29 protein-coding genes are annotated in these 22,524 nt (G+C 35.8%); 1 reads left to right on the top strand and 28 read right to left on the bottom strand.

Features of this window, described 5'->3' with window-relative positions:
* Positions 1 to 55: 55 nt before the first annotated feature.
* The 24 genes from AAJG31_RS22290 to AAJG31_RS22175 form a co-directional block, all read right to left on the bottom strand.
* A complete protein-coding gene (locus tag AAJG31_RS22290) occupies positions 56 to 2,455 on the bottom strand; it encodes a hypothetical protein (protein ID WP_279495544.1) in 2,400 nt (799 codons plus the stop codon).
* Positions 2,456 to 2,470: 15 nt separating this feature from the next.
* Positions 2,471 to 2,773: a hypothetical protein gene (locus tag AAJG31_RS22285; RefSeq protein ID WP_279495545.1), complete on the bottom strand. Its 303-nt coding sequence runs from the start codon at positions 2,771 to 2,773 to the stop codon at positions 2,471 to 2,473.
* Positions 2,774 to 2,823: 50 nt separating this feature from the next.
* On the bottom strand, positions 2,824 to 3,330 hold the full coding sequence (locus tag AAJG31_RS22280) for a tail assembly chaperone (RefSeq protein ID WP_279495546.1): 507 nt from the start codon (positions 3,328 to 3,330) through the stop codon (positions 2,824 to 2,826).
* Positions 3,331 to 3,392: 62 nt separating this feature from the next.
* On the bottom strand, positions 3,393 to 4,145 hold the full coding sequence (locus tag AAJG31_RS22275; protein ID WP_279495547.1) for a phage major tail protein, TP901-1 family: 753 nt from the start codon (positions 4,143 to 4,145) through the stop codon (positions 3,393 to 3,395).
* A gap of 11 nt (positions 4,146 to 4,156) precedes the next feature.
* Positions 4,157 to 4,576, bottom strand: coding sequence for a DUF3168 domain-containing protein (locus AAJG31_RS22270; RefSeq protein WP_279495548.1), 420 nt, complete (start codon positions 4,574 to 4,576; stop codon positions 4,157 to 4,159).
* A 4-nt stretch (positions 4,577 to 4,580) separates the two neighbouring features.
* Positions 4,581 to 5,009, bottom strand: a complete 429-nt coding sequence (locus AAJG31_RS22265) for an HK97 gp10 family phage protein (RefSeq protein ID WP_279495549.1) — start codon at positions 5,007 to 5,009, stop codon at positions 4,581 to 4,583.
* Positions 5,009 to 5,302 carry a phage head closure protein gene (locus AAJG31_RS22260; RefSeq protein ID WP_345803560.1) on the bottom strand — a complete coding sequence of 98 codons (294 nt, stop codon included), beginning with the start codon at positions 5,300 to 5,302 and terminating at the stop codon, positions 5,009 to 5,011. Before AAJG31_RS22260 ends, AAJG31_RS22265 begins: the two co-directional genes overlap by 1 nt.
* A 13-nt stretch (positions 5,303 to 5,315) precedes the next feature.
* A complete protein-coding gene (locus AAJG31_RS22255; RefSeq protein WP_279495551.1) occupies positions 5,316 to 5,651 on the bottom strand; it encodes a hypothetical protein in 336 nt (111 codons plus the stop codon).
* 1 nt (position 5,652) lies between these two features.
* Positions 5,653 to 5,967, bottom strand: a complete 315-nt coding sequence (locus AAJG31_RS22250; RefSeq protein ID WP_279495553.1) for a hypothetical protein — start codon at positions 5,965 to 5,967, stop codon at positions 5,653 to 5,655.
* A 56-nt stretch (positions 5,968 to 6,023) separates the two neighbouring features.
* Positions 6,024 to 7,061, bottom strand: a complete 1,038-nt coding sequence (locus tag AAJG31_RS22245; RefSeq protein ID WP_279495554.1) for a major capsid protein — start codon at positions 7,059 to 7,061, stop codon at positions 6,024 to 6,026.
* Between the two features lie 14 nt (positions 7,062 to 7,075).
* On the bottom strand, positions 7,076 to 7,432 hold the full coding sequence (locus AAJG31_RS22240; RefSeq protein ID WP_279495555.1) for a hypothetical protein: 357 nt from the start codon (positions 7,430 to 7,432) through the stop codon (positions 7,076 to 7,078).
* A 15-nt stretch (positions 7,433 to 7,447) separates the two neighbouring features.
* The gene (locus tag AAJG31_RS22235) at positions 7,448 to 8,065 is read right to left on the bottom strand and encodes a DUF4355 domain-containing protein (RefSeq protein ID WP_279495556.1); all 618 of its coding nucleotides are present in this window, start codon (positions 8,063 to 8,065) and stop codon (positions 7,448 to 7,450) included.
* Between the two features lie 104 nt (positions 8,066 to 8,169).
* Complete coding sequence (locus AAJG31_RS22230; RefSeq protein WP_345803559.1) at positions 8,170 to 8,397, bottom strand: ImmA/IrrE family metallo-endopeptidase; 228 nt, start codon at positions 8,395 to 8,397, stop codon at positions 8,170 to 8,172.
* Positions 8,398 to 8,466: 69 nt separating this feature from the next.
* Positions 8,467 to 9,528 (bottom strand): hypothetical protein, encoded by a 1,062-nt coding sequence (locus AAJG31_RS22225; RefSeq protein ID WP_279495558.1) that lies wholly within the window; start codon positions 9,526 to 9,528, stop codon positions 8,467 to 8,469.
* An 11-nt stretch (positions 9,529 to 9,539) separates the two neighbouring features.
* Complete coding sequence (locus AAJG31_RS22220; RefSeq protein WP_279495559.1) at positions 9,540 to 11,006, bottom strand: phage portal protein; 1,467 nt, start codon at positions 11,004 to 11,006, stop codon at positions 9,540 to 9,542.
* Positions 11,007 to 11,014: 8 nt separating this feature from the next.
* Entirely contained in the window at positions 11,015 to 12,295 is a 1,281-nt protein-coding gene (locus AAJG31_RS22215; protein ID WP_279495560.1) for a PBSX family phage terminase large subunit, read from the bottom strand.
* Positions 12,296 to 12,377: 82 nt separating this feature from the next.
* A complete protein-coding gene (locus AAJG31_RS22210) occupies positions 12,378 to 12,854 on the bottom strand; it encodes a hypothetical protein (RefSeq protein ID WP_345803558.1) in 477 nt (158 codons plus the stop codon).
* 266 nt (positions 12,855 to 13,120) lie between these two features.
* Positions 13,121 to 13,915 (bottom strand): phage terminase small subunit, encoded by a 795-nt coding sequence (gene terS, locus AAJG31_RS22205; protein ID WP_279495562.1) that lies wholly within the window; start codon positions 13,913 to 13,915, stop codon positions 13,121 to 13,123.
* Between the two features lie 57 nt (positions 13,916 to 13,972).
* The gene (locus AAJG31_RS22200; protein ID WP_279495563.1) at positions 13,973 to 14,401 is read right to left on the bottom strand and encodes a hypothetical protein; all 429 of its coding nucleotides are present in this window, start codon (positions 14,399 to 14,401) and stop codon (positions 13,973 to 13,975) included.
* A gap of 168 nt (positions 14,402 to 14,569) precedes the next feature.
* On the bottom strand, positions 14,570 to 15,376 hold the full coding sequence (locus AAJG31_RS22195) for a GIY-YIG nuclease family protein (RefSeq protein WP_279495564.1): 807 nt from the start codon (positions 15,374 to 15,376) through the stop codon (positions 14,570 to 14,572).
* Positions 15,377 to 15,710: 334 nt separating this feature from the next.
* Positions 15,711 to 15,947 carry a DUF3953 domain-containing protein gene (locus AAJG31_RS22190; protein ID WP_112118263.1) on the bottom strand — a complete coding sequence of 79 codons (237 nt, stop codon included), beginning with the start codon at positions 15,945 to 15,947 and terminating at the stop codon, positions 15,711 to 15,713.
* A 299-nt stretch (positions 15,948 to 16,246) separates the two neighbouring features.
* Positions 16,247 to 16,639, bottom strand: a complete 393-nt coding sequence (locus AAJG31_RS22185; RefSeq protein WP_112118262.1) for a hypothetical protein — start codon at positions 16,637 to 16,639, stop codon at positions 16,247 to 16,249.
* Positions 16,632 to 16,847: a helix-turn-helix transcriptional regulator gene (locus AAJG31_RS22180; RefSeq protein ID WP_112118261.1), complete on the bottom strand. Its 216-nt coding sequence runs from the start codon at positions 16,845 to 16,847 to the stop codon at positions 16,632 to 16,634. The genes AAJG31_RS22185 and AAJG31_RS22180 overlap by 8 nt, the downstream gene beginning before the upstream one ends.
* A gap of 154 nt (positions 16,848 to 17,001) precedes the next feature.
* Complete coding sequence (locus tag AAJG31_RS22175) at positions 17,002 to 17,436, bottom strand: hypothetical protein (RefSeq protein ID WP_279495565.1); 435 nt, start codon at positions 17,434 to 17,436, stop codon at positions 17,002 to 17,004.
* Between the two features lie 320 nt (positions 17,437 to 17,756).
* On the opposite strand from AAJG31_RS22175, the gene AAJG31_RS22170 reads away from it, so the two are divergent.
* A complete protein-coding gene (locus AAJG31_RS22170) occupies positions 17,757 to 18,467 on the top strand; it encodes a copper amine oxidase N-terminal domain-containing protein (RefSeq protein WP_279495566.1) in 711 nt (236 codons plus the stop codon).
* A 598-nt stretch (positions 18,468 to 19,065) separates the two neighbouring features.
* Here the strand turns inward: AAJG31_RS22170 and AAJG31_RS22165 are convergent.
* The 4 genes from AAJG31_RS22165 to AAJG31_RS22150 form a co-directional block, all read right to left on the bottom strand.
* On the bottom strand, positions 19,066 to 20,229 hold the full coding sequence (locus AAJG31_RS22165) for an XRE family transcriptional regulator (RefSeq protein ID WP_279495567.1): 1,164 nt from the start codon (positions 20,227 to 20,229) through the stop codon (positions 19,066 to 19,068).
* A 33-nt stretch (positions 20,230 to 20,262) separates the two neighbouring features.
* The gene (locus AAJG31_RS22160; protein WP_279495568.1) at positions 20,263 to 21,012 is read right to left on the bottom strand and encodes a DUF5986 family protein; all 750 of its coding nucleotides are present in this window, start codon (positions 21,010 to 21,012) and stop codon (positions 20,263 to 20,265) included.
* A gap of 189 nt (positions 21,013 to 21,201) precedes the next feature.
* Positions 21,202 to 21,387, bottom strand: coding sequence for a hypothetical protein (locus tag AAJG31_RS22155; protein WP_279495569.1), 186 nt, complete (start codon positions 21,385 to 21,387; stop codon positions 21,202 to 21,204).
* 180 nt (positions 21,388 to 21,567) lie between these two features.
* Positions 21,568 to 22,521: a DnaD domain protein gene (locus AAJG31_RS22150; RefSeq protein WP_279495570.1), complete on the bottom strand. Its 954-nt coding sequence runs from the start codon at positions 22,519 to 22,521 to the stop codon at positions 21,568 to 21,570.
* Positions 22,522 to 22,524: the final 3 nt, after the last annotated feature.

Raw genomic sequence — 22,524 nt, 5'->3', positions numbered from 1 at the left:
CAGAAATAAGTCCATTTACGATGTCAACTCCAGCTTGCTTCACACTGCCAATAATTTATTGGAAGTTTTTTACAATTGCTGAACCGATTGATGCGGCTGTTTCTAGTATAATTTTCCAAGCTTTCGACCAATCGCCTTGTAAAATTGCCATTCCAGCTTCTTGAATTCCAATAATTAAAGCAATTCCAGCCTCTATGATGCCAGTAATTACAGACCAGGCAATTTTAAAAATGCCCTTTATAACAGCCCAGCCAATGCTTGTCGCTGTAAGCATGCCATCCATCATAAGTGATATTCCAGTGACAACAAAAACACCAATTTTCGACACGATTTCCATGATGCCTTTTCCGTGTTCATCCCAGAAACTTTGGAACTTAGCGAGCTGTTTTTTACCGAAGTCAACTATAGTTGATAGCGCCTCTGAAATATCTTTAGCGATTTTTCCGTAAACTTCTTTTGTTCGGGCACTTATCTTTGCCCACGCCTCGTTAACAATGTCGCGGAACCACTCTACTTTGTTATAGGCCGTTACTAAAATAGCAATAAATCCTGCTATAGCAGCTACTACTAAACCTACAGGCGTAACTAACCAACTAAGTTTACTTCCAAATTTCCCTAGTACATCCCACGCCAACTTAACAGCATCTTTGACTTTATCAACAATACTAGAAAAGTTCTGTAGGTTTGGAAGTACACGTAACACAGCTGCTGCTAAGTTACCAAAAATCGATACTACAGAGATAACTATAGGTACTAAAGCAGAAATGACCCCTAAAACCACTGGCAGAGCTGCTATCAACATAGCTGCAGTTTCATTTGTTTTTAGTAAGTTATTAAACCATTGTAGAAATGCGTTAGCTGCAGCTAAAACAGCGGCACCAATTGGAGCGAATGCAATACCTAGATTTATAATCAAATCCCACAGATTGCCTAATAATGCTAATACAGCTGGCGTTGATTCTTGAATAAAGTTAAGGAATTGTTGGAACTGTTGATTTTCACCTAATGTTTCAGCCCAGGCTCTAAAGCTCTCCATCATCTCTGCAAGACGTGTCATGAAGCTACCGCCCATATCACTAAATGCGCTAAAGAATGCGATAATCCCCATTGTTAAGTCCGCAAAAATAGATGAGATAACGGGCATGTACTTTTGAACATAGTCTATAAACGTTTTAAAACTTTCTGATTCACTTAATTTATCGGCCCAGGATGCAAAGGATTGCATCATTCCATTGAAGTTTTTGGACCAAGCTTCAGCTGCAGGTGCAAGAGCAGCTATTAAACTACCAAGCCCAGCTATCAGATGACCGATACCTGCAATTACATTTTCAAAAATTGATGCACCGTATTTGTTGAACGTTTCGAAAATCTTTTGAATCGGTTGACTGTTGATAGATTTATCAAAAGCTTGCATCATTTTAGCTGCACTTTGTGCTACAGATTCAATCATCGGTGATAATGATTTAAGTATTTTTTGTGCCCCTTGCATAGCGCTCGTAAAGGTTTGTAATACAGGTTGTTCAGTAGCTTTAACTAAATCATCGTAAGTATCTTTAAAACCGTCCCATGAATCTTTTGCACGTTGTTGCTCAGCGCTTAACTTTGCGGTCTCATCAAACAAATCTTTGATTGTAGGAATGGCTACTGCAGCTAATCCCACAAAACCTAACGCTGCTATTCCTAGCGCACTAGCCATAATTAACAATTGACCTGCTAGCACGCCAATCATGACACCCAACGAGCCGATCAAACCAACAAGAACGGATAAAAATTGTGACAGGGCAGGCACCAAAGATAATAAGGCTCCACCTATCATTTGTTGTCCAGCTTCAGCGAATGCTTGGACAGTATTGGCGTACGATTTCATTGCACGAGTGTAGTCAGCCCAAATCTTTATGACAATATTTCTACGATCTAACGCATTTGCCTGGTGATTAACTATAGCTGCGCCTGCCATGAAATTACTGATATCTGCTCTAATATCAATAGTTACATCACGTATAGCAGTAAGCAAAGCCTCGATGGTTGTTAAATCTGTGACAGCTCCTCCACTGTGCATATTTAAGTCAACGTCAACTTCAACTGATTGTTTGCCCAAAGCTTCTAACTCTGCTTGAACCATTAGGATTTGTGTATAAAACACATCCATATCAAGCGATACTTTTATTTGAATAGATTCACCATCTAAATCTTGTGCTAATGCTCTGACTTGTAAGAGATCACGCATAAAATCATTGATCATCGCTTCAATTTCAACAGTTGCTTCAGTCGCATCCAACTTTTGCAATTGTGCTTGTACTTGCTGCACCTTCTGCATAAACTCATTGATCGATGCATTAATCTCTACTGACACACCTGTAGCAAGTTCATGCATTTGCCTATCAACTTCGGCCATTTTTCGTTTGAAGTCTAATATATCTGCATCAACTTCGGCTTTAAAGCGCTCAACTGGCATATACTCACCACCTCTTTATGATTTCTTCTCTACAAGCTCCCAATCAAATGTTTTTAACTCTTCGCGCATTTGATCATATAGCGTGAAGTCTAGTTCAATTTGTTTCGTGTTATTAGTTCCTGAAAGTATTTCATTACGTGCTTTTTCCGCATCAAAGTATTTTTTGGCTGGCGGTTCTTTAGATTTCTTTTGCTTAGAAACAATGCCAGCCACCCAAGCAGCTTGAATGGCTCGATCAAATTCATCGATTTTTGCTAACTGTGAACCTTGCAAGAAATTGCGATACTCCCTAGGTGTCCATGAGTAAATCAGTTGCATGTCATATATCCCTAGGAATCTAGCACAATTACGTTCAAAATCATCATAGGTTAAGCCTTCGCTTTTTCCTCGAATAGTTCTAGTCCAGTGATCTCCTTGTACCCCTCCGCCAGACGTTTCAACATCAATGCTGTCTTCTGTTCCTCGTCTTCGTCTTTGCGTTTCATCTCTTTTACGAGCAGCATATTCTTCTTGAATTTCGCAAACTCGTTTCGAGAAAAAGCTGATTCATCAATAGCATCAAATACTTCTGAAAATAGAGCTGTTGCATCGTTTTCTTCATCCATACGTTGGTCAATAGCAGTTAAAATTTCATCTTGCGTTGGTGGTTTTTTTGTTGCTAATTTAATTGCTGATTCCCAAAGATACAAAAGCCCCTCAAAATCTTGTTCAATCAATAGAGGTAATAATCTTGAGAAACCGCCTGAAACTTTCTCCTTTTGAGGAACATCTTTATCTTTTGATTTCTCTTCTGGAATCACTTTGTTTAGTACTTTATCCAGCATAATTGAACATTTCAAATCGTAATCTGTGTCTTTAATTGTTAATGTAGGCATTTTTATTCCTTCTTTCTTTTAATTTGAATTTTGAATAAGAAAAAGACGAACTTAAGTCCGTCTTAATTAACTTCTACAGTTACCGTAGTAGTAATCGTAGGATTATCTTTAGATTTCACTGTAATCGTTGTGGTACCAGCTGCTACAGCTGTAACTAATCCATTAGGTGATACAGTAGCAACAGATGCATTAGAAGTTGTGTATGTGACATATTGATTTGAAGCATTAGCAGGAGTAACCTCTACACTTAATTGCTGCTTATCTGTTGGTGTTAAAGTGAGTGTGTCAGGTGTCACCGTAATTCCTGTCACCTTTGTGCTGTTGACAATGTTTTTTGAATCGCCTGTAGTGTCACCTGGCTTCTGGAATCCGTATTTCGCAAAATTAATTAAGCCTGGCGGTAAATCCATGAATGCGCCTTCTGTTGACTCAATTTGAACTGTCATAGATGCTGACAATTCATCTAAACCTTCAGGCGGACTAGAAGTTTCGAACGAATCAACAACTGCATATGCAAACTTCGCGTCATGCGTACCTTCGTCATTTTTTTCTGTTTCAATTTCCCACACCTTTAGCTCTTTTCCATCCTTTATCGCTTGATAGATGGCTTTCTGTCCTGCATCTCCTTTACGGCCATACATGGATAATTCCATTGTTTCTGTTAAGGTACCAATTGCTGAGATTGAACCCATCTTTGTAGATTCAGTGGAATTGTCACGTTCTACACTGTGTGTATAATCTGTTTGGAAACCTGGCACTAAACCATCGGCACCCAGAGCATTATCGACAGGTTGTACCATAATAATTTTTACCATTGTAGATCCTCCTATTTTGTTTTTAATAGTTTGTATTTATAAGTGATTACACCATGTTTTTGTACAGTGTTGATGTCATCAAAGACACGTGGCTCTCTTGGTGTCACTTGCAAAATTTCATAAGACGGCAATTCAATTCTGTACTTAAGCGCCTCATGAACAGCATCTAAGATTTCATAAACTTTTGCATTGCCATACTCACCACTTGTTTCTTGATTGTGATATACATGTATGGCTATTGTTTCTTCAGCAATGTCCTCGACCTTTACGTCACGGTCAATGTTCAATAACGGTTCTCCAAGGTACACATAAGGAAATGGTGTATCCTCTGTCACATGATCGAATACACCGGTGACTAAAATTAAAAGCGATGCATCATTGGATAACCTTTGATACACCGCCGTTTGCAATTCTAAAAATGGTAGTGCCATATTGTCACTTCCCTAGCTTTCTAAATTCTTTAATAAAATAATCTGCTGCTTCATCTACAGCCTGTTCCCAGAAGAACTGAGCTCGTTGTCCATGAGTCAGTACGAAACGGCCCCACCGTGTATTGAAGTACACCCAAGGGATTTTCTTTGCTCTACTTCCTCCTGGTCCTTGTGCGTAGATTCCTGTTCCGTAGTTTACGTAGATTGCATAAAAAGCTCCGATTTCTAGTTTTGCACCATACCCATCAGCATCAAATGTCACCATAATTGAATCAGCCATTTCACCAGTTTCATGTGGCATTCTAGCTTTCAACTCTTTTTCTAGTAACAGAGTTGTGTTTCTGATAATACGCTTTATTTCATCAATAATATCGTCCTGCCACTTTTTAAGAGCTCGCTCTACTCGTCTATTTCCTCGCTTTGTGATACCCATTACTGCACCCTCTTTAATGGTAAACGCATGACTTCATGCATGCCGCCCTGGTCCTCTGCATCACCTGCAGCTGTGTACTCGATACCTTCAAACTCAATTCTTGCTGTTAAAGGTATTGAATCCTCGTATGGATAGTAAATATCTCTATGGAATGACACGCCAAGTTGTTTCATCTCTACTAATCTTGATGATGTTGGTGTATCTACAAAACAGTCAAGCTCACCCGTTTTAACCCATTTCTTCGTAGAACCGCCAGAGCCGTTTGGAACTGGCTTTTCTTCTTTAATAATCACAGTATGAGGGAACTCATCCATAGGGTCGAAAAACATGGAATCTCGCCTTTCTATAACGTTTTAATAAATCCGTAATAGCTACAGGCATATCATTAAAATCAAATGAGTATGAAACAGATCCCATTTTTCTTGACTTTAATCCACTGGTTCCACTGAAAAATGGGACTGCTTTAGCCAAAAACAATTTGACATTTGGTGGCATGTTTTGAGGTGTGAAGCAGGTATTATAATCCTCATTCACTTTATCAAGCAACACCGGTAACATAGCTTTGTAGTAATCAACATTTGGCTTTTTAACTTGACCTAAAGTTGCATAATATTTCACATCATCATCTGTGACATCCCACATACTATTCACCTGCTGTTTCGGCCAAGGACGCATTATAACCTGCTTCCAAAAGAGCATAAGCAGCTTTTTTGTCTTTAGCTCCTGAATGATCAATTCCTAGTGTATCTAAATCTTTTCGGATATCGCTTTCTGTAATTTTGTCATAAGGTGCTAAGAACCAATATCTTTGTTCTTCCGCAACTTCCTCTACAGCCCCAGCAAGACCTTTCTCTTTTAATTCCTCAAGTAAATCATTGTCAACGTTCACAAGTTCACCTGCTTTATGGGGGTTACCATGAACCTTTGCATTTTTTAATAACTCTACTGAATATTTCATTCATACCTCTCCTTTCTGAGAAATAGAAAAAAGCGACTAATGATCAAGTCGCTTGATTATAAAACAGTTGCAATAAACACTTTATCTGCAACAGGGAATGATGGCAGTACAATTTCAGAAACAATCGTTTGAACATTCACTGGATGCTCTTGTTTTACAGTAGTGATAGCCACTCCTGTATTCACGATCTCAACATTAGCTTTTGTAGCACCTGTCATTAGATCTGATTCTTCTGGTGTAGTACCATACACTGTATTGCCTAGCGTACCTGTTGGTGGAATTAATGTGAACACACCATCTGGTACAAACTTTTGTTCAACACCAGCTTCATCTATATACGTTTCATCATAGACTGCAATCTTTAACTTTAATTTACGCTCCAGATAGTTCTTCACATCATCCACAGTAAGAATGATATTTGATGCACCTAGTGGATTTAAATCCTTACGAATAGACTCATGTGCAGCTAAATAGGATAAAGTCACACTGTTTAATATACTTCGAGCTCCATTTGCTAATTTAATTGCTAGCATCCATCGCATGATATCTTGAATTGGTGTCGAATTTGGATCTGACCAGACGTCAGTGCCTGTTAGCACTTCAAATTGTGATGGATCAAACTCATAATCGTAATCGTACTGTGCACCTTCAGCACCGCTGTCGATAGAAATTTTGCCTGTTGTAAGAAGTTGCATACGCATACGTTCAGTTGTAGCATTTGCTCCATCAACAAGTGCTTTCTGGTCGTCATACACATGCTTTAACACTGCTTCAGCCAATTGAGTTTGACCACCAGCTAAAAGAGTGTTTACTTGTTGACGCTCCTTCTCCTTCACATTCATTTGTTCTCGGAAGAAGGGCATTTCTGTTTCGATTTTTTGAACACCAATACGTGGACGAACAGGAGCATTAGCATCAAACGCTGCAGCTTTTAAAACTACTGGTGCACCATGACGGCCCTTTAAATAAGATAATTCTAGTCCTAGTTGTTTATCATTCGGAAACAAAGACGCTCCTAAATAAACCTTTTGCTCGGAATTTTCAATGTAATCCTTGGTATTTTTCGCTGTTACTAAATCAAAGATAGTTGGCATACTTTAAACCTCCATTATTTTAAGAATGTAATTTGTTTTAACGCTGTTACTGCTTCAGCTGCTGGTACTTCAGGTAATCTGTTTAAGTCAACAAAGCCGTGAATGACTGCTGCTCCGTTAGCAGGACCATACGTCACATCTACGTCATAACGTAGAACGCCTTCAGCAGAAGCACTATTTGCTTTCGTTGCTTTTACTGTGCGGTTATTTAAAAAACCGCCACCAACAATCGTACCTGCAGGAACAATTTTCTTTCCTTCTGCATTCGCTATAATGCCTGTGTCGTCTACATACACTGATACTGATACATGATGTTCAGGAAATTTTAAAATCTCAACAGGCGTTGTATATTCCGTCTTTTTAAATTTCATAATTGCTTATCCTCCTTATCCGAAGAACGCTTTTTGTTGTTCTTCAGCATTTTTATTCTGATTTTGTTGTGCTACACGTGCACCAGTTGATAAATCTACACCGCCGCCTGATCCACCACCAGGATTACGATTAGCACCTTTAAGCTTTTCTTCTACTTGGGCTTGTACAATGGCATCAAGATCCGTTTTAAAATTATCCAAAGTGGTATTTGTAACTGTTTCATCGTCACCAAGTAATTTGTCAATCCACTTGGTTGCAAACTTTGCATCATACCCTTTGTCAGTTGCATAAGTAAGAGCTGCTTCTTTCAATGCTGCTCGTTGTTCTGATTTTTCTTTTTGATCAAGACGTTCTTTTAATTCACGAATAGTCTTTTGTTCAGGAGTCTCTTGCGGATTTCGCTTTGAAACTTCCTCATCGATTAATGATTGAAGGTTGTTATCCTTCCATGTTTGAAGTGCTGTATTGTGATGCTTGTCCTTCTCTGAATCTAGTTCACTTTTTACTAGAGCATTGTGTGATGCTGCCACAACTACGTCACCTTTTTCCAAACTCTCAAAGATATGTTTTTCAAAAGCCGACTTATCACCAGCTTCAACCAATGTTTTTAATGTCTCAAAATTTACTTGCATGTTATCCTCCTGTCCTTCGCACACTCTCGCCCGCGAAACACTTAGTCATTTGTTCTTTAATGTCTTCAAATGCTTAAAAAAGACAAAACAAAAAAGCCGTATTTCTACGCCTTGAATTTCAATTCATTTTGTCTTAGCACTTGATATAAAATGATGGCTAATCGATTGACCATTTCCTCATCCTGTTCATCGTAGCCAGCTTCATTTAACATGGCATGAACTAATTCATGGATAAAAACTTGTTCTTTCTTGCTCTCACTCATTGAGGAATCAATATCAATTCTGGATTCAGCATAGATTACTTGTCCCATAAGACTGTGTGTTTTAAGCAAACCTTCTTGGTATTACACTGTATAATCGATACCAGCTACATTTACTTGTAGTGGAATTGGCATTTTATATCATCCTTTCTCACCGTATTGTTCAAGCCAATTTTCAAAAGTAATGTACGGCACTGTTCTCTTAGGAGGCTTTATCTCATCTTGAGCCTGCTTTAATGACTGAAGATATGTTTTATTAGGTAGCAACTTATCAATACGCTCAGCAATCTTTATTTGATATCCTGGATCTTGATAATCATAAATGCGACTAAACATTGGAATTCGTCCACCAAACAGAAGGATTATCTTACAACGACAGCCGTAATTCATCGAAGGGTCTTTCCACAGTTTCGGGCGCTTGGCTCTATCGCCAGCATAATGGAAGTAGCCTTCTTCATTGGCAAATTGGCTATCTAGTATTCGGTGTGCATGCCTTACCTGCATATCTCTCATTGAGATCCACATCTTTTCTACACCTTCAACCTTGCCTTTTAACGCATCGTACATTTTATCCTGTACATAGTTAATTGTGCTGTTAAACATCTCCTGTAGACGTTTAATTCCATTGTTTCTAGCTGATTGAGTACGCTTTTTAGCTTGATTAGAAGTGGCCGTAAAATCCTCTTCTGCTTTCAAGTTATCTTGCATGTCCATAAATATGCTGTAAACATAATCATCTTTGTGCTTTTTAAATCTGAGCAAAGTTTCATACTCTGACTCTTTTAAAAACTCTCTAAGCATCCTTTTACGATTCCTCAATAACCAGTAGATAATAGCAACTGCTGCGCTTGTACCAGCTGCTGCACTTGTGATATTCAGTAACTTACCCTCCTCGTTGCTAAAGTACATATAGACCAGATAGGTGTAAAGTAAATAAGTCATATCAAACGTCTCTTCTTGCATCTTTAAGGCTTCTTCTAACAGCTTCTGATACTCTGCTGTAGATATGCCATCCAATTGCTTTACCAACGCTTGTAATCGACTGTATTTACGGTATTCTGATAGGTTGTTTCCATACTTCTCATAAGCTTCTTGTAAACTTTCAACCATTTTGCTTTGCAAACTAGAGTAATGCTTATCAAACGATTTCTCGTATTCTTCAAGTATCTTTTGCAATCGTTCAAAGATTTCTAGTTGGTCCATGTAGCCACCACCTATTCATCTTCTTTTGTTTCTTCATTTTTATCTGAATTATCAATGTCCTTACGTTTCAAACCTTCTAACTCTCCCTGGAACTCGGCTTTTTCTTGTTTCATGGCCTCCATTTCAGCCTCTACATCATCAATTTGACTGAATAACGACAAGCGTGTACGCTCTGATACCCTGCCTTGTAGTATCGACTGTATCTCTGCTTCTTCCTTCAAGTTTGATGGTAGGTTACGTTTGAAGCCAAACCAAATTTTAAGGTAGTCATCAGGGCTACAGATATTCAGTAATGACCATCCAGCACATAACAACTTAAATTGATACGTCAAAGCACTTCTAAAACGCTGCTCTGCTAAGATTGTTTTGAACTCAAGTGCAAAGATTTTGAAGCGCATTGCAATGCCACTGATATTCCCACCAAATGCCTCATCATTAAAATTCACGCTCTTTGAAAAGCGAGTGATATTTTCATCAAGGCGATCCAGTAGATGTTCAATCATCGAGTCATTTACATCTTTGGTTAGGTACTTCACGTCCGAGTCATTACCCCACAGCTCAAGAGCACCTGATTTATTGAGCTCTTGTATGTCCTCATCATCCATACCAATATTCCGCAAAATAAGAATAGCCAAACGAGTAGCTTCCACCTCGCTGTTTGCATCGCTCATCGTACGGTCATAGGCATCTACTAAGGCTAGTATTTTTGATGCTTCACCTTGCAAAGCATCATTGTTCTCGACACCAAATAACGGAGGATTAAGCAAGTAGTGAGGTATAACATCTACTAACTCAAAACCACTAGATCCACTCTCGAAAAACCAGGTGTTCTCCTTATCATGAAATTCTGCTACTTGCACTTTCATTTTGGTACCGTCAACTTTTATACGTGTTGTTGAGTAATACTGAATGGAGTAAGAAGGTTCATGCATGTTTTCGTGATACAAGAATATACACTCAGCTGGATTAACATTTGATACTCTTAGCACCTGTTTACCGTTGACTTCTGACCAGTAAACTAACCTAGCACCATAGCCAGCGATAGATGTCTGTATGCCTGTTGACGTGTCTTTTGCAGGCATGTTCTCACGTATCCGCATTTCATCAATAGTAGCTGTAAGTACCTTGAAGTTAGGAGATTCCTTTTCTACTACATAATTAATCGGATGCCCAAGGAAGTAGCCAGCTTTTGTGTCTACTACATCTGCATCAAAGGCATTATTGAGTTTGTTGTTAATTAGCTGGTCAATACGTTTCATATTTTCACTAGCAATTGGAAGCTCTATGATTGGACGCTTCATAATAGGTACATCTGTTGTGTCATACCTTTTTTGTAACATCTCTACTTCGCGCCTAATTGGCTTATGCTCGTTGATTATTTGAGCAAGAATAGTCTCGTTGATGCCGTATTCATCTAAATACGGTATGTACGCTTTAAAAGCATCCATCTGTTGACGAATCGTTAATTTCTCATCCATGTTTTCACCTACTTTCTTTTAGCATTAGCTCCTTTTACATTAGCTACTTCATAATCATCAAGTCCGTACCACATCGCACTAAATGTATGAGGGTCAATATTAAATTCATCTTCAATGATTTCATCTGTTTTAGGATCCTTTTTGAAAGTAAGTTCTTTCAATTCTCGAATTGTGTTCACGCATGCCTCTGAGCAAATGATACGCTTGAATCGTTTCATCTTGCGCGTGTTATCAATTCTTCTTAACTTTTTACATGAAAGCATTCTAAAACCTCTTTGTTGATAATATGCAATGGCTTTCGCATCCTCGTTATCCGCTTTAATCAAAACTTTCTTTAACCCTTCTGCTGCTAACTCATCCGCCACAATATCATCAGTTAATCCACGCTTATAGTACTCCCAGTAGATGTATAACCATTTGTTTTCATGGTCCACTACCATTCTCAAAATGGCATTGTAAGAATCAACAAATCCAAAATCCATGCCATTCTTATACAGAGGCTTTCTTATGCGTGCTATTTCATTCATCACTTGGTCATGCGGCTTTGTTTCGAATTGAGGAAGTACTAACACTCCATTAACTCCAAAACGCCCTTTACGAGCAATTCTGTGAAGGTCTGGGTCATACGAAGCCATTTCATCAAGCTGCTCAATGTAGCTACCTGGTAAAAACAAATTATCATCAGCTGTTGAGTGGTGATAATACGTGTTGTTCACTATGACTGTACGTAGCTTATATAACTCCTCGTCGTCTAAGACATAATAGTCTTCCAGCTCGTTCTTAAAGAAATGCTTGTATACCCAATTCCCTTTTGATACTGGATTGGTCGAGAGAATAATAAACAGGTCCAGTGTTGGGTGTCGTAAGCGCCCTAGCAACTCTTTAAAACCTGCATATTTAATCTCACTACATTCCTCCAACCAAATAAGAGAAATGTTGTTGATTGATTTTAGTTTTTCAGGTTTATCCATTCCTCGAAAGATTATCTTTGAACCATTCGGAAACTTCACTGTCATTGGTGATGAACTTGTCTTTATCTTGCCCGATAGCCCTAAGTCCTCAATAATTTCTGTAAACAAAGAAAACGTACTGTCTCTATGCGTATCGTAAACTTCACGAACGACAAGAGCTGTACGTTTTTCTTCAAGTAATTTTAAAAGTATTTTCAACGCTACGTGATAGGATTTCGAAGAACCGTACCCACCGACAAGAAGTTGAGCTTTACAACGCCAGTCGAAAAGGAAATCTTCGAAATGTGGATTCACTTCCTTCTCGACTGAAAGTGTCATTTCTTGCTCAACTCCTGGTCGTAGGATCTGAATAGCATATTGTAAAATATGTATATATTTGGATACAATCCTATAAATATAATTATTTCTTTTCATATATTTCAATTAAAATAGCTAAAACTGCATCTCCAGAAACCTCCTGGCTTTGTCCATTAACTTTAATAGCACCTTCAATTGAAGTAAATACACCTGCATTTGCTAAAGAAATACCTTCTTCAGAATAAGGAAACCCTAAAATAATTTCCTCTAAATCATCATAGCCATTAACTTCGGCTTGAACTGTTACATAATCACCAGATTCATTCTTCCAAATTGGATTTTGAGTTGTATTATCAATCAATTCTTTAAAAGTAAAATCTTCTTCAAAAACTTTAGTATTTTGTACTTCACGAATATTTCCATCTAAAATCGATGTTACTTTATTAACTTTATTATTTAAGTTTGCTGCTACTTCCTCACCCTTTTCTAAAACTTCTTCACCTTTTTCTAATACTGATTTTCCTTCTTTTATAGTTTCATCTAAAGAACAGCCTGTTAAAAATAATATAGTAAATATCAATAATACATTTCTCTTTAACACCCAACTAATCATTATGTAGAATATAATCAGGCTTAATTTGTATATATGACCCAAACATTCCAATCACCTCCTGTGAAAGTAGTATACCAAATAATTTTCGGAAGTTGAATATTTGTAGAAACATTGTTATATCAACATTCTTACAACTACACTTTTTATTGATTATGCAAGATTTTATATATCGTTGATTTATCGGGCTTTAAGCCAACTACTTTAATTTATTCCCCATTTTTTCTTGCATAAAATCATAGACGTTTTTTGCCGACAATTTTAATTTCAATAGGTCCGTTTTGTTCATCGCTACCAAGCTTATCGATCTCCACTTTCGTTTTATCAATTGCCAACTGCATCTGTTCAAGTTTTAATCTACGTTCGTCAGCTTCATCGGCCAGTTTTATAAAATGGTTAATAGAAGTACGCAACTCACTAATAGCTCTTGATTGAGCAGTAAGTAGTTGCGCCTGTCGTTCCCATGCGAATTGGAATTCATATTCTTCTTCTGTTACAGCCTTTTCTACGCCTCCGCCATCCTCTTTAGAACGCGGATAGTATTCGTACTTTGCCTTTTTGAGCTCCTTTATTATTTCGTCTTTTGATTCAACGTGCATAATGCGTTGAGCCCTTATGATTGCAGCATACTGTATCTGTATTTGGTCCCATATTAAATCGGCTGGAGAACGCTCATTCATTGCTTCCATTATTTCGAGTGTTTCTTCTGGTAGAAACTTCGAAAAGAAGCCATGTTTCTCTGCTATTGAGTTGCGTTTCGGAAACTTAGGCGTTGGATTAGGATTACCTTTGTTTCCTTTAGCATTAGCATTGCCTTTCGGTGCTCCTACCTGTCTCTCGTTGGTTGCAACCTTTGTAGTTTTGGTTGCATCCTTTTCAGTTGCATCCCTAGTCCACGGATTACCGTTTTTAGAATCCCGGCTCTTTTGGCTCTTAATAGTACCTAATGGAACATCATGTTTTTCAGCTAGTTTAGCAAGTGTAATCTTTGTGGTTTCCCACTCGTTTTTTATTTCATCCCAATTAGCCATATCTCATAAACACCACCTCCAATAAAAAAGCTACCACTAAGAGAGTGATAGCCAAATTTATGTATTTTGTTCGGATTTTTTTATATCTAATAAAACTCTAACTATAGTTTGTATTCTAATATTTCTTCTATTTAACCGAAAGTGATTAATATAAACCATAGTTATAAATAAGACAAAAATTATCATAACTGTTGAAATAGATGTAAATGATGCTGTATTAATGATTGCTACATACCCAATCCACAAAGCAATAAGTATACTAATTCCTGAACCAAGAAGTGAATTATTTAAATTGCTATCGTTAATATCTTTTTCTATTGTCTCCTCCATTAATTTTAAATCTTCAAATGTTAATTCGGCCCATGTTGTTCTTAAATTATATTCCATAGTATGACTGTCAAATATATCTATACGGTTTTTATATACAAACTTAAAATATTTAAAGATTTCTTTTGATTTTAATAATAATTTATAGTTTTTTCTCATATTTTCGCCTCCATTACAATTATAGGACAAGGAGACTATATAAAACTGTAACAACTTTTTGCTCTCAAAACCACACCAAACTCTGTCCTCTCAATTCATAGCGTTTTGGCTGTTGAATGTAGTTTTCAAAGCAAAAGAAAAACACCCTGAGGGTGCTTTATTAATACTCTAATTTTTATTTAGCTGAATTCCATTGTAGGGACCTTTATTGATTGTTCCAAACGTTTTTTTCCACATAGACTCCTTCTGGATTATTTCTGAATTCGTCCCTTCCATAAACTCAATGACGGAAAAAGTAATTGAATTATAGCCGTTTTCTAAAATATATAAATTCAAATGATGTGCATCACCTAAAAACCCTAAATGAGTCATCCATCTACCTATAATCCCACCTGTACCATAAGCACTACCAAAATATCGACTTTTGCCATCTTCTGAGCGTTGAATATAAATTCCGTTTTGACTTAAAACTTTTTTCAAATTATTCTGCTCTGAATTATCTTCCCAAATTGCAATAATCTCTCTCCAGGAAAATGTTTGTCCTAGCACCTCTTCTTGAGATACATCAACATCAGGTAATTCCAGTCCTTCAAACCTGGATGTATGTGCAAGTCTACTAGTTGCTTTACTTTCTTGTATTATTTCTTCTGAAGCCAATATTTCAGCAATATTAGTTGCTATTTGTAAGTAATCAGCTGCTTGAAAATCAATAAAATACGTTCCTTTTTTAACAACTTCAGGTAATGACATTAACGTATTTTTTAAGTATTCATTCATATCAGGTGCATGATAAATTCTAAAAAATCTTTTTGGTTCATTATCCCATAATTCAAAAGCTCTAATTTTATAGAAATTTGGCTTTACACTATACTTTACCCACGGTGTTGATTCATTTGTTTTGTCATATCTTTCTTTCAACTTAAACATACTAGCAAGTCCACTTGTAGTTAGAATTGGTTCTAATACATCAAACATAATTCTCTTCCCTTCATTTATGAATAACTAATTATACCAAATTACTAATAGTTTTCTTAATAATTTCCATTTAGTTTTGCATAAGAATGTTCCATCCAATAAAAAGGAAGAAGCTCTGCTCGATGCTCACTTTTCAAAGCAAAAGAAAAAAGCATCATAAAGCTTTTTACAGCCTTTACAATGCTTTTATAGTTCCTGTTTAGACAGGAGTAAATACTTAGTGAAGTAACGAATTGTGTTTAGTGCATTTCCGTGCACTTTGTTGATGTAGTAAGTTTGACTGAAATTATGGAAAGTGGACGAAGTTCACATATAAACCACTCCTTAATGTTGGTCATAGTAAAGCTGTGAATTGATACATTGATAAATAAACCGCAAATAAAAATAGCCCGATTAATAACCAACCATAAACTTTTCTCTCGCTCTGAAATGCTTCAATTCCTTTAGTTAACATGAATAAACCTGAGAAGAATACCATTAAAAAAGTCAGATCGTAATCCCGTGTTATAAGTAGGTAAGCTGAAAGAGAGACAGTTATGATAGCAAAAACAATTTGTAAAATGTTCATCATAATATTCCACTCCTCTTTAAATATCATATAACAAATAAGAAGTTGTGGAAATGATTGTAAATATTTCACCTTTTATATTAATTAAGATATCTAATCTCTTAAAAAATATGGGCCGGCCGTATGTCATACTCCGAACAAACCGCACCGTCCTGCCTCCCAGTTTACATCATATTTTTCCTCTTACAAAACATGCTACATGTTTTACATTTGTTCCTTTTGTTACATCTGTTACATTCGTTACATTTGTTCCTTTGTACTTACTTTTGGTTTATTAGATTCAAAGTATTTAATCTTATCGTTTATTTATATTTTCTTGAATATACAAATTCAATTACTGGAGATGTAACGAATGTAAGACCAACAACTATGAGTAAAGGGTAATTTTTCATGTCATTTAAATTGGATACACCCTCTGAAATAAACAAAATTAGACATGCCATAATCATTAAAACATAATACCCAATCTTTGCACTCTGAGTTTCAATATGTCTATCTAATTCATCTTTATCTTTAACACCATTATGGTTACCCCAATTAATCCAGTTGAAAAGATAAGACAAGGCAATGAAACTAAAAATTATAGAACCCCCATCTATTGTTCCGAATCGCATCCATCTGTATAATGTGTAGCTTACAAATCCACAAAAAACTACAAAAACAATAAGTCCTATTATCTTTTTTGATTTATCCATTCTTTTTCTCCCCATTCTCCTGTGGTATAAATAATTCCTCCATAGTGGCACCTAAAACTCTTGCAATATCAAAAGCGAGCTTTAAACTTGGATCGTATTTGTTATTCTCTATAGCATTAATTGTTTGTCTAGTTACGTTACACAGATCTGCCAACTTCCCTTGTGAAATGCTACATTTTTCTCTTAGTTCTTTAATATTATTTTTCATAATATAACCACCTTCATATTATTAAGGTGTAAAATATCTTTTACATCCTAATAATACCCAATTAAACGATTGCATGTCAAATATCTTTTACATCAAATTTTAGTACACTTGAATTCAATCCTTTTCATAACTAAAAAAAGAAGCAGCCTTTAGGCTACTTCATCATCTGAATTAAAATATTGTTTCTGACCCTAAATATCGTCGTGCTGGATAAATTCATGTGCTTACCAATCGCTCGCAAGCTATCTCCATCAAGCAGTCTATGCAAGACCTCAATTTCTCTATCCCCATGCACTAACGGAATACGTTTTTGCACCTCTATAATCTTTTGCTCGTATTCCTTAATTCGATAATTTAACGAATATACACGACGTTGTACTTCTGTAAACACTGGATCACTTGTACCTCCGCTTGCCTTTGGTAGAGTTGCTTCAATACCATACATAGCTGTTTTCGCCCCAATGTAACTATTGTTATCAACCTTCGCTACTGGCTGCCTTGCTTCCTCAATCGTTTCAACCATCCACCGATAATTCTCAATCCACTGAAGTAAATCCTCTTTTGTAACTTTAATTTTCCCTGATAACATAGGTTTGCCCTCCTAAGTTGTGATATACTACGTTTACTAGATTGTCTTAAAAGGGCATAAACCAATTCGAGCTGTAGCGTGTGACGATGCTGCGGCTTTTTTATGTTTTCAAGGCTTTATTGATTATGATTGTTGATAAAGTAAATATTTTAAAAAGTTCCATATTTTTAAAAACGTTATTAAAAATTACAAAAAATGTCCGATACTTTCAAAAGATGGGCAAAATTATTCATCCGACACATAACTTAACAGTGAATAAAGGATTATAACAATTAAGTAATATGCCTCATCTAATTAAAACTTACGGAGGAATCGAGTATATGAAAAAAAAATTGATTGGATTATCAGTTGCAGGTGCGCTTCTTTTAGGAAGTGCAGGGGTTTACGCTAGCACCAATAGTAAGACACTAGAAGTTTTCTATAATGTCAAAAATATAAAAATTGACCAGGTTTCAAAGATGCCTGAAGATAAACCTTTTACATACAATGGAACTACTTATGTTCCTTTACGCTATATCAGTGAGCAACTAGGATATCCAGTTGAATGGGATAGTTCCAACCAAACAATAAATATCGGAAAAACTAATGACAAAACTGCTTTTTATCCTGGAAAAGATTTAGAATATTTGAGTTTCCAAGAAAATAAATATGATAATTCATATAAATATTCTTATAATAAAGATACTATTTCGGATAATATAGGTAATAAATATAGTAATTACATCACGATTAAAAACAGCTTTGGTGGTGCAGGAGAGTCTTTACTTGAATTTCCTTTGAACGGTCAATACAGCACTTTTAAAGCTATTTTGGGATTGACAGAATCCGGAAAAGATTTACCTAAACCATTAACATTAGAAGTTTTTCTTGATGAAAAATTAATCGAAACTTATACTGTTTCTGCTGGTGATATGCCACAGGAAATAGAATTCAAACTCAAAAGTGTAAATAAAATAGGCTTTAAATTAAATAGCCAACTTGGTCCATTCGATACAGAGGTTGGTCTTTTTGATGCAAGGTTTTACAAGTAAGAGAGAGTTTAAGGGAGGAGTAAATCCTTCTCCCTCTTTATCATCTAGGTTGTCCTCCATTCACATATTTCTTCCACCTACGCAAATTACTAATCTGCTCCAACTCTTTCCCGATACTGCGTAGTTCTCTTAAATTTTGCATCCTCTGCATTTCTTTGTAGAATCATAGGCAGCACGTTTTAAACACTTGGATATAGTCGTGCGATAAATTCCTTTTTTATGGTTACCTTTAGGTTTAATTATTATAATATTCACCTAAAGAAGGTGATTAGCCTGGCTACTTATAAGCAATTATCAGTCCAGTATTAAAGAAAAGTATGGTTATATAGCTAAATCATGTTGGATTGGGCATATGAAGGAAGTGTGTGGTCTGACGCCGAAAATGTCCGTAAGGAGACATTCTCCCAATTCAAGAGTTCATCAGTGCTAAAATGATATAATAGAAACTTTTAAATACTTCAACATGCTCTAGTTAAATCTGTTTTAAAATAATGTACCATTATCAAATAAAGAAAAGGAGGCACCAACAGAACAGGTTTTTACCCGTTTGTTAGTGCCTCCGGTATTTTCCGTAAAGGCTTAGAAATTTTGAACAACTCTATATACTTCTAATATTTTTAATTTGAACAATATTATTAGTTAAAGGTGGCTCTTTTTCTATCAAGTAACCTTCTTCAAGTCCTAGTAACTTTTCTACCTCGTTTGGTAGAACTGTTAGTCCAAATTCTTTAGAAAGAATTTTAAGCAGCTCAGAACCTGAAAAATAATCATTTTCAACTAAAAGTTCTATAGCTTGTCTATTTGCCATTGGCTCTGCAATCTCCTTAATATCATCATAAGGTTCTTTCTGTCTCCAACCTTTTTTACTTATTAATCTTTGCATATACTGATAAGTTCCATCATTAATCGCTTCTAATTTATATGCTCTCATTAGCATTGCTGATATAGAAACGCCCCATTTTTTCTTTAACATCTTATAATATTCTAAATCATTAGGGTGCATCAATACATCTCTTAAAAAAGGTTCTCTTGGCAATAAGAAAGCTGCCGCAAAATCATTTGCTTCTTTCTCTATTTGTTTTTGCTCTTCTTTATCTAAATCATTAAAAACTATTGACGACTCATGTAGCAAAGCATGACCCAACTCATGAGCGACATCAAATTGACGTCTATAAAATGATTGCTTATCGCTACTTAATACAATTGAATAGTAATCTTTATTACCTATAGAACAGTTTGCACCAAAGGCGTCAATGCTCTTATTTTCAAGATAAATTGAAGATAAAATAAATCCTTTTTCTTCTAATAGCAAAACAATATCTTTTATAGGTTTATCCCCTATCTCCCAATAGGTTCTTAATTGTTGAGTAAAATGCTCCATGTCATTTTCATATTCAAAATTCTTTAATATATCTAATTCAGGAAAATCTATATATTCCTCTAACATTCTTCTTAAAATTGTAATATATTTTATTCGATCTAATTGCATCTCCCTATCTTTTTTCCCAGTACTTAATAACGATCTAAAATACGTATTACCAACCTTTACTTCGACGGATTTTTCATAAAAATATTGTACTGGAAAATCAAGATAACTGGCAATTTTATGCACTGTCTCAAAAGCCGGGTCTACATGTGCATTTTCATATTTCGATACCATTTGCTTACTTACTTCTAAGTATTCGGCTAATTCCGTAATAGTGTATCCTCTATAAATTCTTCCTTCTTTTAATCTAGCTCCATTAAATTTACGGTTCAACACCATAGAATCCTCCTTTAGACACCAAGGTGCTTATTAACTTTTTAGAAACTCTGCTTCTTTTTCTGCTTGTTTCCAATCTGCAATCTGTTTTTCGTTGCGTTTTTTCAAACCATCTTTAATTCCGACAAGTGGTTTAGTAGTTGGTTTATCACCGTTTTTAGCTACTTTCAATAAAATATCTTCATACTCACCCTTAGAGATATATTTTGACAAATCCACCTCTTTTAGAAATTCGAACTGACGATTAAAATGTTGTACCTTTACTTCTACAATTTGCTTATTTCTTTCTGTTCCAACAATAAAGTATACCTGTTTTACTTGTGAGTAATATTCCATCAGAATCTTTTGGACTTCTCTTTCTCGACGAAGTTCAAAACTTTCATCATAGTAATCAAATAAATCCAGCTGTACGTTAGTTCCAACATTTTCAACATTTAAATATACAAGGGCATGAAAATAATGGATTTTTTCGGTATTGCTTTTCTCTTTGATAACTTTATCTAAATTTTTTTCTTTAGTAAATACGAACAATGTACCTGTTGTTGCAAATAAAATAGCTTTATACTTCCAAATACCTCGTTCTCGATTTAGAATTGCAACATCACTTTTATTTTTAACGGAATCCTCAATTCTTCCGAATCGCAGATCCCAAGAACCCGATTGTCTAAAGTTCCCAGTACCCATATTATAGTTAAACTCTATTTCATCTAATGTATTCTCTGTATTTTGAGAAAATGCCATTACTAATTTTTTCATCTGAAGTTCATCTTTTATAAATTCCATTGATTTTAAGCCCCCTTTTCTATAAGTATATATAATTTTACTACATATTTAATAGAAAAGTAAACCAAAAAGTAGAAAGAATGTTCGGTTAGAAATTTTAATGAACTAAAGACCATTTGCCATCTTAATCGTTTATACATATCGTTTAGGATTTTAAACTCAGCTAAGTCCTACATTTATAAACATAATTTATATACGTTTCTTCTTTACTCCGACACGTCTTCGGGTACTTTCACTCACTTCAAATACCTTACCATGCTGCCACTGAATTGAGTCTTGTCCATATTCTTTAGGCTCAAGGAACTCTAGAATCACTCCTTGTTGTACAATATATACTCCATCACCTAATGCAGCCAAATTCACTTTATTACCCATTTAAACCCCTCCTTGCTATAATTTCCGTACTGTAAATTGTTAGAACGTTTAAATGTAAAATACTATTCAACCATCCCCTACACTATCCACCCCATATTCCCCAATAAATTGTTCACCACACATCCTTCTAATAACACCAATGCCTACCGGAATAAAATTCCAATTCACATGGCATTTATTCTATCCTCCCAACATTTCAAGTATTTTTTGTCTTTCAGCATCAAAGTCTAGAGTAGAATTCTTAGGTTCTGTAACGGAGAGGGGTTCTTTTTCATTACGATTATTGAACCATTCAGGAATAACTTCAGTGCGTCTATTTGGCTTATAGTTTTGTTGTGGTCTAGCTCGCTGTTGAGCTTTTACCTGCTCATTTTTCCAACGCAAATCTTCAGCCTCAATTTCTTCAAGTGTTAAGAGCTTTTTGTTACTCCAATCCTTTAAGATAGTTTCAACATAAGCCCAGTTAGTTTTTCCGTTAAAGATTGCTTTCTCCATAGCTTTTATAACTAAGGGCTCTGAGAGATCTTTAATCCATGAGTCGATTTTGTAAACGATTAGAGAACCTAATGCTCCAAAGTGATTTTGTTCGTAAAAGGCAAATGCATTTTGTGGAGTTGTTGTAGCCGAAGACTTTGAAGCTGCGTATGCAGGCTCCTTATCATCATCATTATTATTATTTAATGTATTAGTATTTAGTGAATCAGTACTTAGTGTATTAGTACTTAGTAGTTGCGGATTTTCCGTGAACGGTTTATCCGTCGACGGTTTTTCCGTTAGTGGTTTTCCCGTATGCGGTTCATCCGATGATGGATTATCCGTAAGTGGTAAATCCATGTACGGAACTTCATACACAATGGTAACGTAATCAAACTTCCCACCTTCAACACGTCGTCGTTCTTTTTTTACATATCCAAATTTCTGTAGCTCTCTTAATCCAGCAGTAAACGAGTCCTTGCCATCTTTTGCCCATTGCTGCATTTCCTCGTTATAAAATGTCCAATCATCAGGCTTAGATAGCATGAATACATGTATTGCTTTAGCTTTCCAACTCAATCTTGTATCCTGGATGGAAGTATTGTTAATGATTGTATAATCTTTATTTTTTTCTACTCTTACGATGCTTCTACTTTCCATCGT

It is taken from the genome of Lysinibacillus sp. BS3 (assembly GCF_039614735.1).
GTDB classification, from domain to species: Bacteria; Bacillota; Bacilli; order Bacillales_A; family Planococcaceae; genus Lysinibacillus; species Lysinibacillus capsici.
The sequence above is the reverse complement of the archived record's forward strand: the minus strand, read 5'-3'. Positions and strand labels throughout refer to the sequence as shown.

Excerpts from the sequence above, each read along its gene's own strand:
- AAJG31_RS22290 (WP_279495544.1), bottom strand. The coding sequence starts at position 2,455 with ATGCCAGTTGAGCGCTTTAAAGCCGAAGTTGATGCAGATATATTAGAC.
- AAJG31_RS22285 (WP_279495545.1), bottom strand. The coding sequence starts at position 2,773 with ATGCAACTGATTTACTCATGGACACCTAGGGAGTATCGCAATTTCTTG.
- AAJG31_RS22280 (WP_279495546.1), bottom strand. The coding sequence starts at position 3,330 with ATGCCTACATTAACAATTAAAGACACAGATTACGATTTGAAATGTTCA.
- AAJG31_RS22275 (WP_279495547.1), bottom strand. The coding sequence starts at position 4,145 with ATGGTAAAAATTATTATGGTACAACCTGTCGATAATGCTCTGGGTGCC.
- AAJG31_RS22270 (WP_279495548.1), bottom strand. The coding sequence starts at position 4,576 with ATGGCACTACCATTTTTAGAATTGCAAACGGCGGTGTATCAAAGGTTA.
- AAJG31_RS22265 (WP_279495549.1), bottom strand. The coding sequence starts at position 5,009 with ATGGGTATCACAAAGCGAGGAAATAGACGAGTAGAGCGAGCTCTTAAA.
- AAJG31_RS22255 (WP_279495551.1), bottom strand. The coding sequence starts at position 5,651 with ATGTGGGATGTCACAGATGATGATGTGAAATATTATGCAACTTTAGGT.
- AAJG31_RS22250 (WP_279495553.1), bottom strand. The coding sequence starts at position 5,967 with ATGAAATATTCAGTAGAGTTATTAAAAAATGCAAAGGTTCATGGTAAC.
- AAJG31_RS22245 (WP_279495554.1), bottom strand. The coding sequence starts at position 7,061 with ATGCCAACTATCTTTGATTTAGTAACAGCGAAAAATACCAAGGATTAC.
- AAJG31_RS22240 (WP_279495555.1), bottom strand. The coding sequence starts at position 7,432 with ATGAAATTTAAAAAGACGGAATATACAACGCCTGTTGAGATTTTAAAA.
- AAJG31_RS22235 (WP_279495556.1), bottom strand. The coding sequence starts at position 8,065 with ATGCAAGTAAATTTTGAGACATTAAAAACATTGGTTGAAGCTGGTGAT.
- AAJG31_RS22225 (WP_279495558.1), bottom strand. The coding sequence starts at position 9,528 with ATGGACCAACTAGAAATCTTTGAACGATTGCAAAAGATACTTGAAGAA.
- AAJG31_RS22220 (WP_279495559.1), bottom strand. The coding sequence starts at position 11,006 with ATGGATGAGAAATTAACGATTCGTCAACAGATGGATGCTTTTAAAGCG.
- AAJG31_RS22215 (WP_279495560.1), bottom strand. The coding sequence starts at position 12,295 with ATGACACTTTCAGTCGAGAAGGAAGTGAATCCACATTTCGAAGATTTC.
- terS (WP_279495562.1), bottom strand. The coding sequence starts at position 13,915 with ATGGCTAATTGGGATGAAATAAAAAACGAGTGGGAAACCACAAAGATT.
- AAJG31_RS22200 (WP_279495563.1), bottom strand. The coding sequence starts at position 14,401 with ATGAGAAAAAACTATAAATTATTATTAAAATCAAAAGAAATCTTTAAA.
- AAJG31_RS22195 (WP_279495564.1), bottom strand. The coding sequence starts at position 15,376 with ATGTTTGATGTATTAGAACCAATTCTAACTACAAGTGGACTTGCTAGT.
- AAJG31_RS22190 (WP_112118263.1), bottom strand. The coding sequence starts at position 15,947 with ATGATGAACATTTTACAAATTGTTTTTGCTATCATAACTGTCTCTCTT.
- AAJG31_RS22185 (WP_112118262.1), bottom strand. The coding sequence starts at position 16,639 with ATGGATAAATCAAAAAAGATAATAGGACTTATTGTTTTTGTAGTTTTT.
- AAJG31_RS22180 (WP_112118261.1), bottom strand. The coding sequence starts at position 16,847 with ATGAAAAATAATATTAAAGAACTAAGAGAAAAATGTAGCATTTCACAA.
- AAJG31_RS22175 (WP_279495565.1), bottom strand. The coding sequence starts at position 17,436 with ATGTTATCAGGGAAAATTAAAGTTACAAAAGAGGATTTACTTCAGTGG.
- AAJG31_RS22170 (WP_279495566.1), top strand. The coding sequence starts at position 17,757 with ATGAAAAAAAAATTGATTGGATTATCAGTTGCAGGTGCGCTTCTTTTA.
- AAJG31_RS22160 (WP_279495568.1), bottom strand. The coding sequence starts at position 21,012 with ATGGAATTTATAAAAGATGAACTTCAGATGAAAAAATTAGTAATGGCA.
- AAJG31_RS22155 (WP_279495569.1), bottom strand. The coding sequence starts at position 21,387 with ATGGGTAATAAAGTGAATTTGGCTGCATTAGGTGATGGAGTATATATT.
- AAJG31_RS22150 (WP_279495570.1), bottom strand. The coding sequence starts at position 22,521 with ATGGAAAGTAGAAGCATCGTAAGAGTAGAAAAAAATAAAGATTATACA.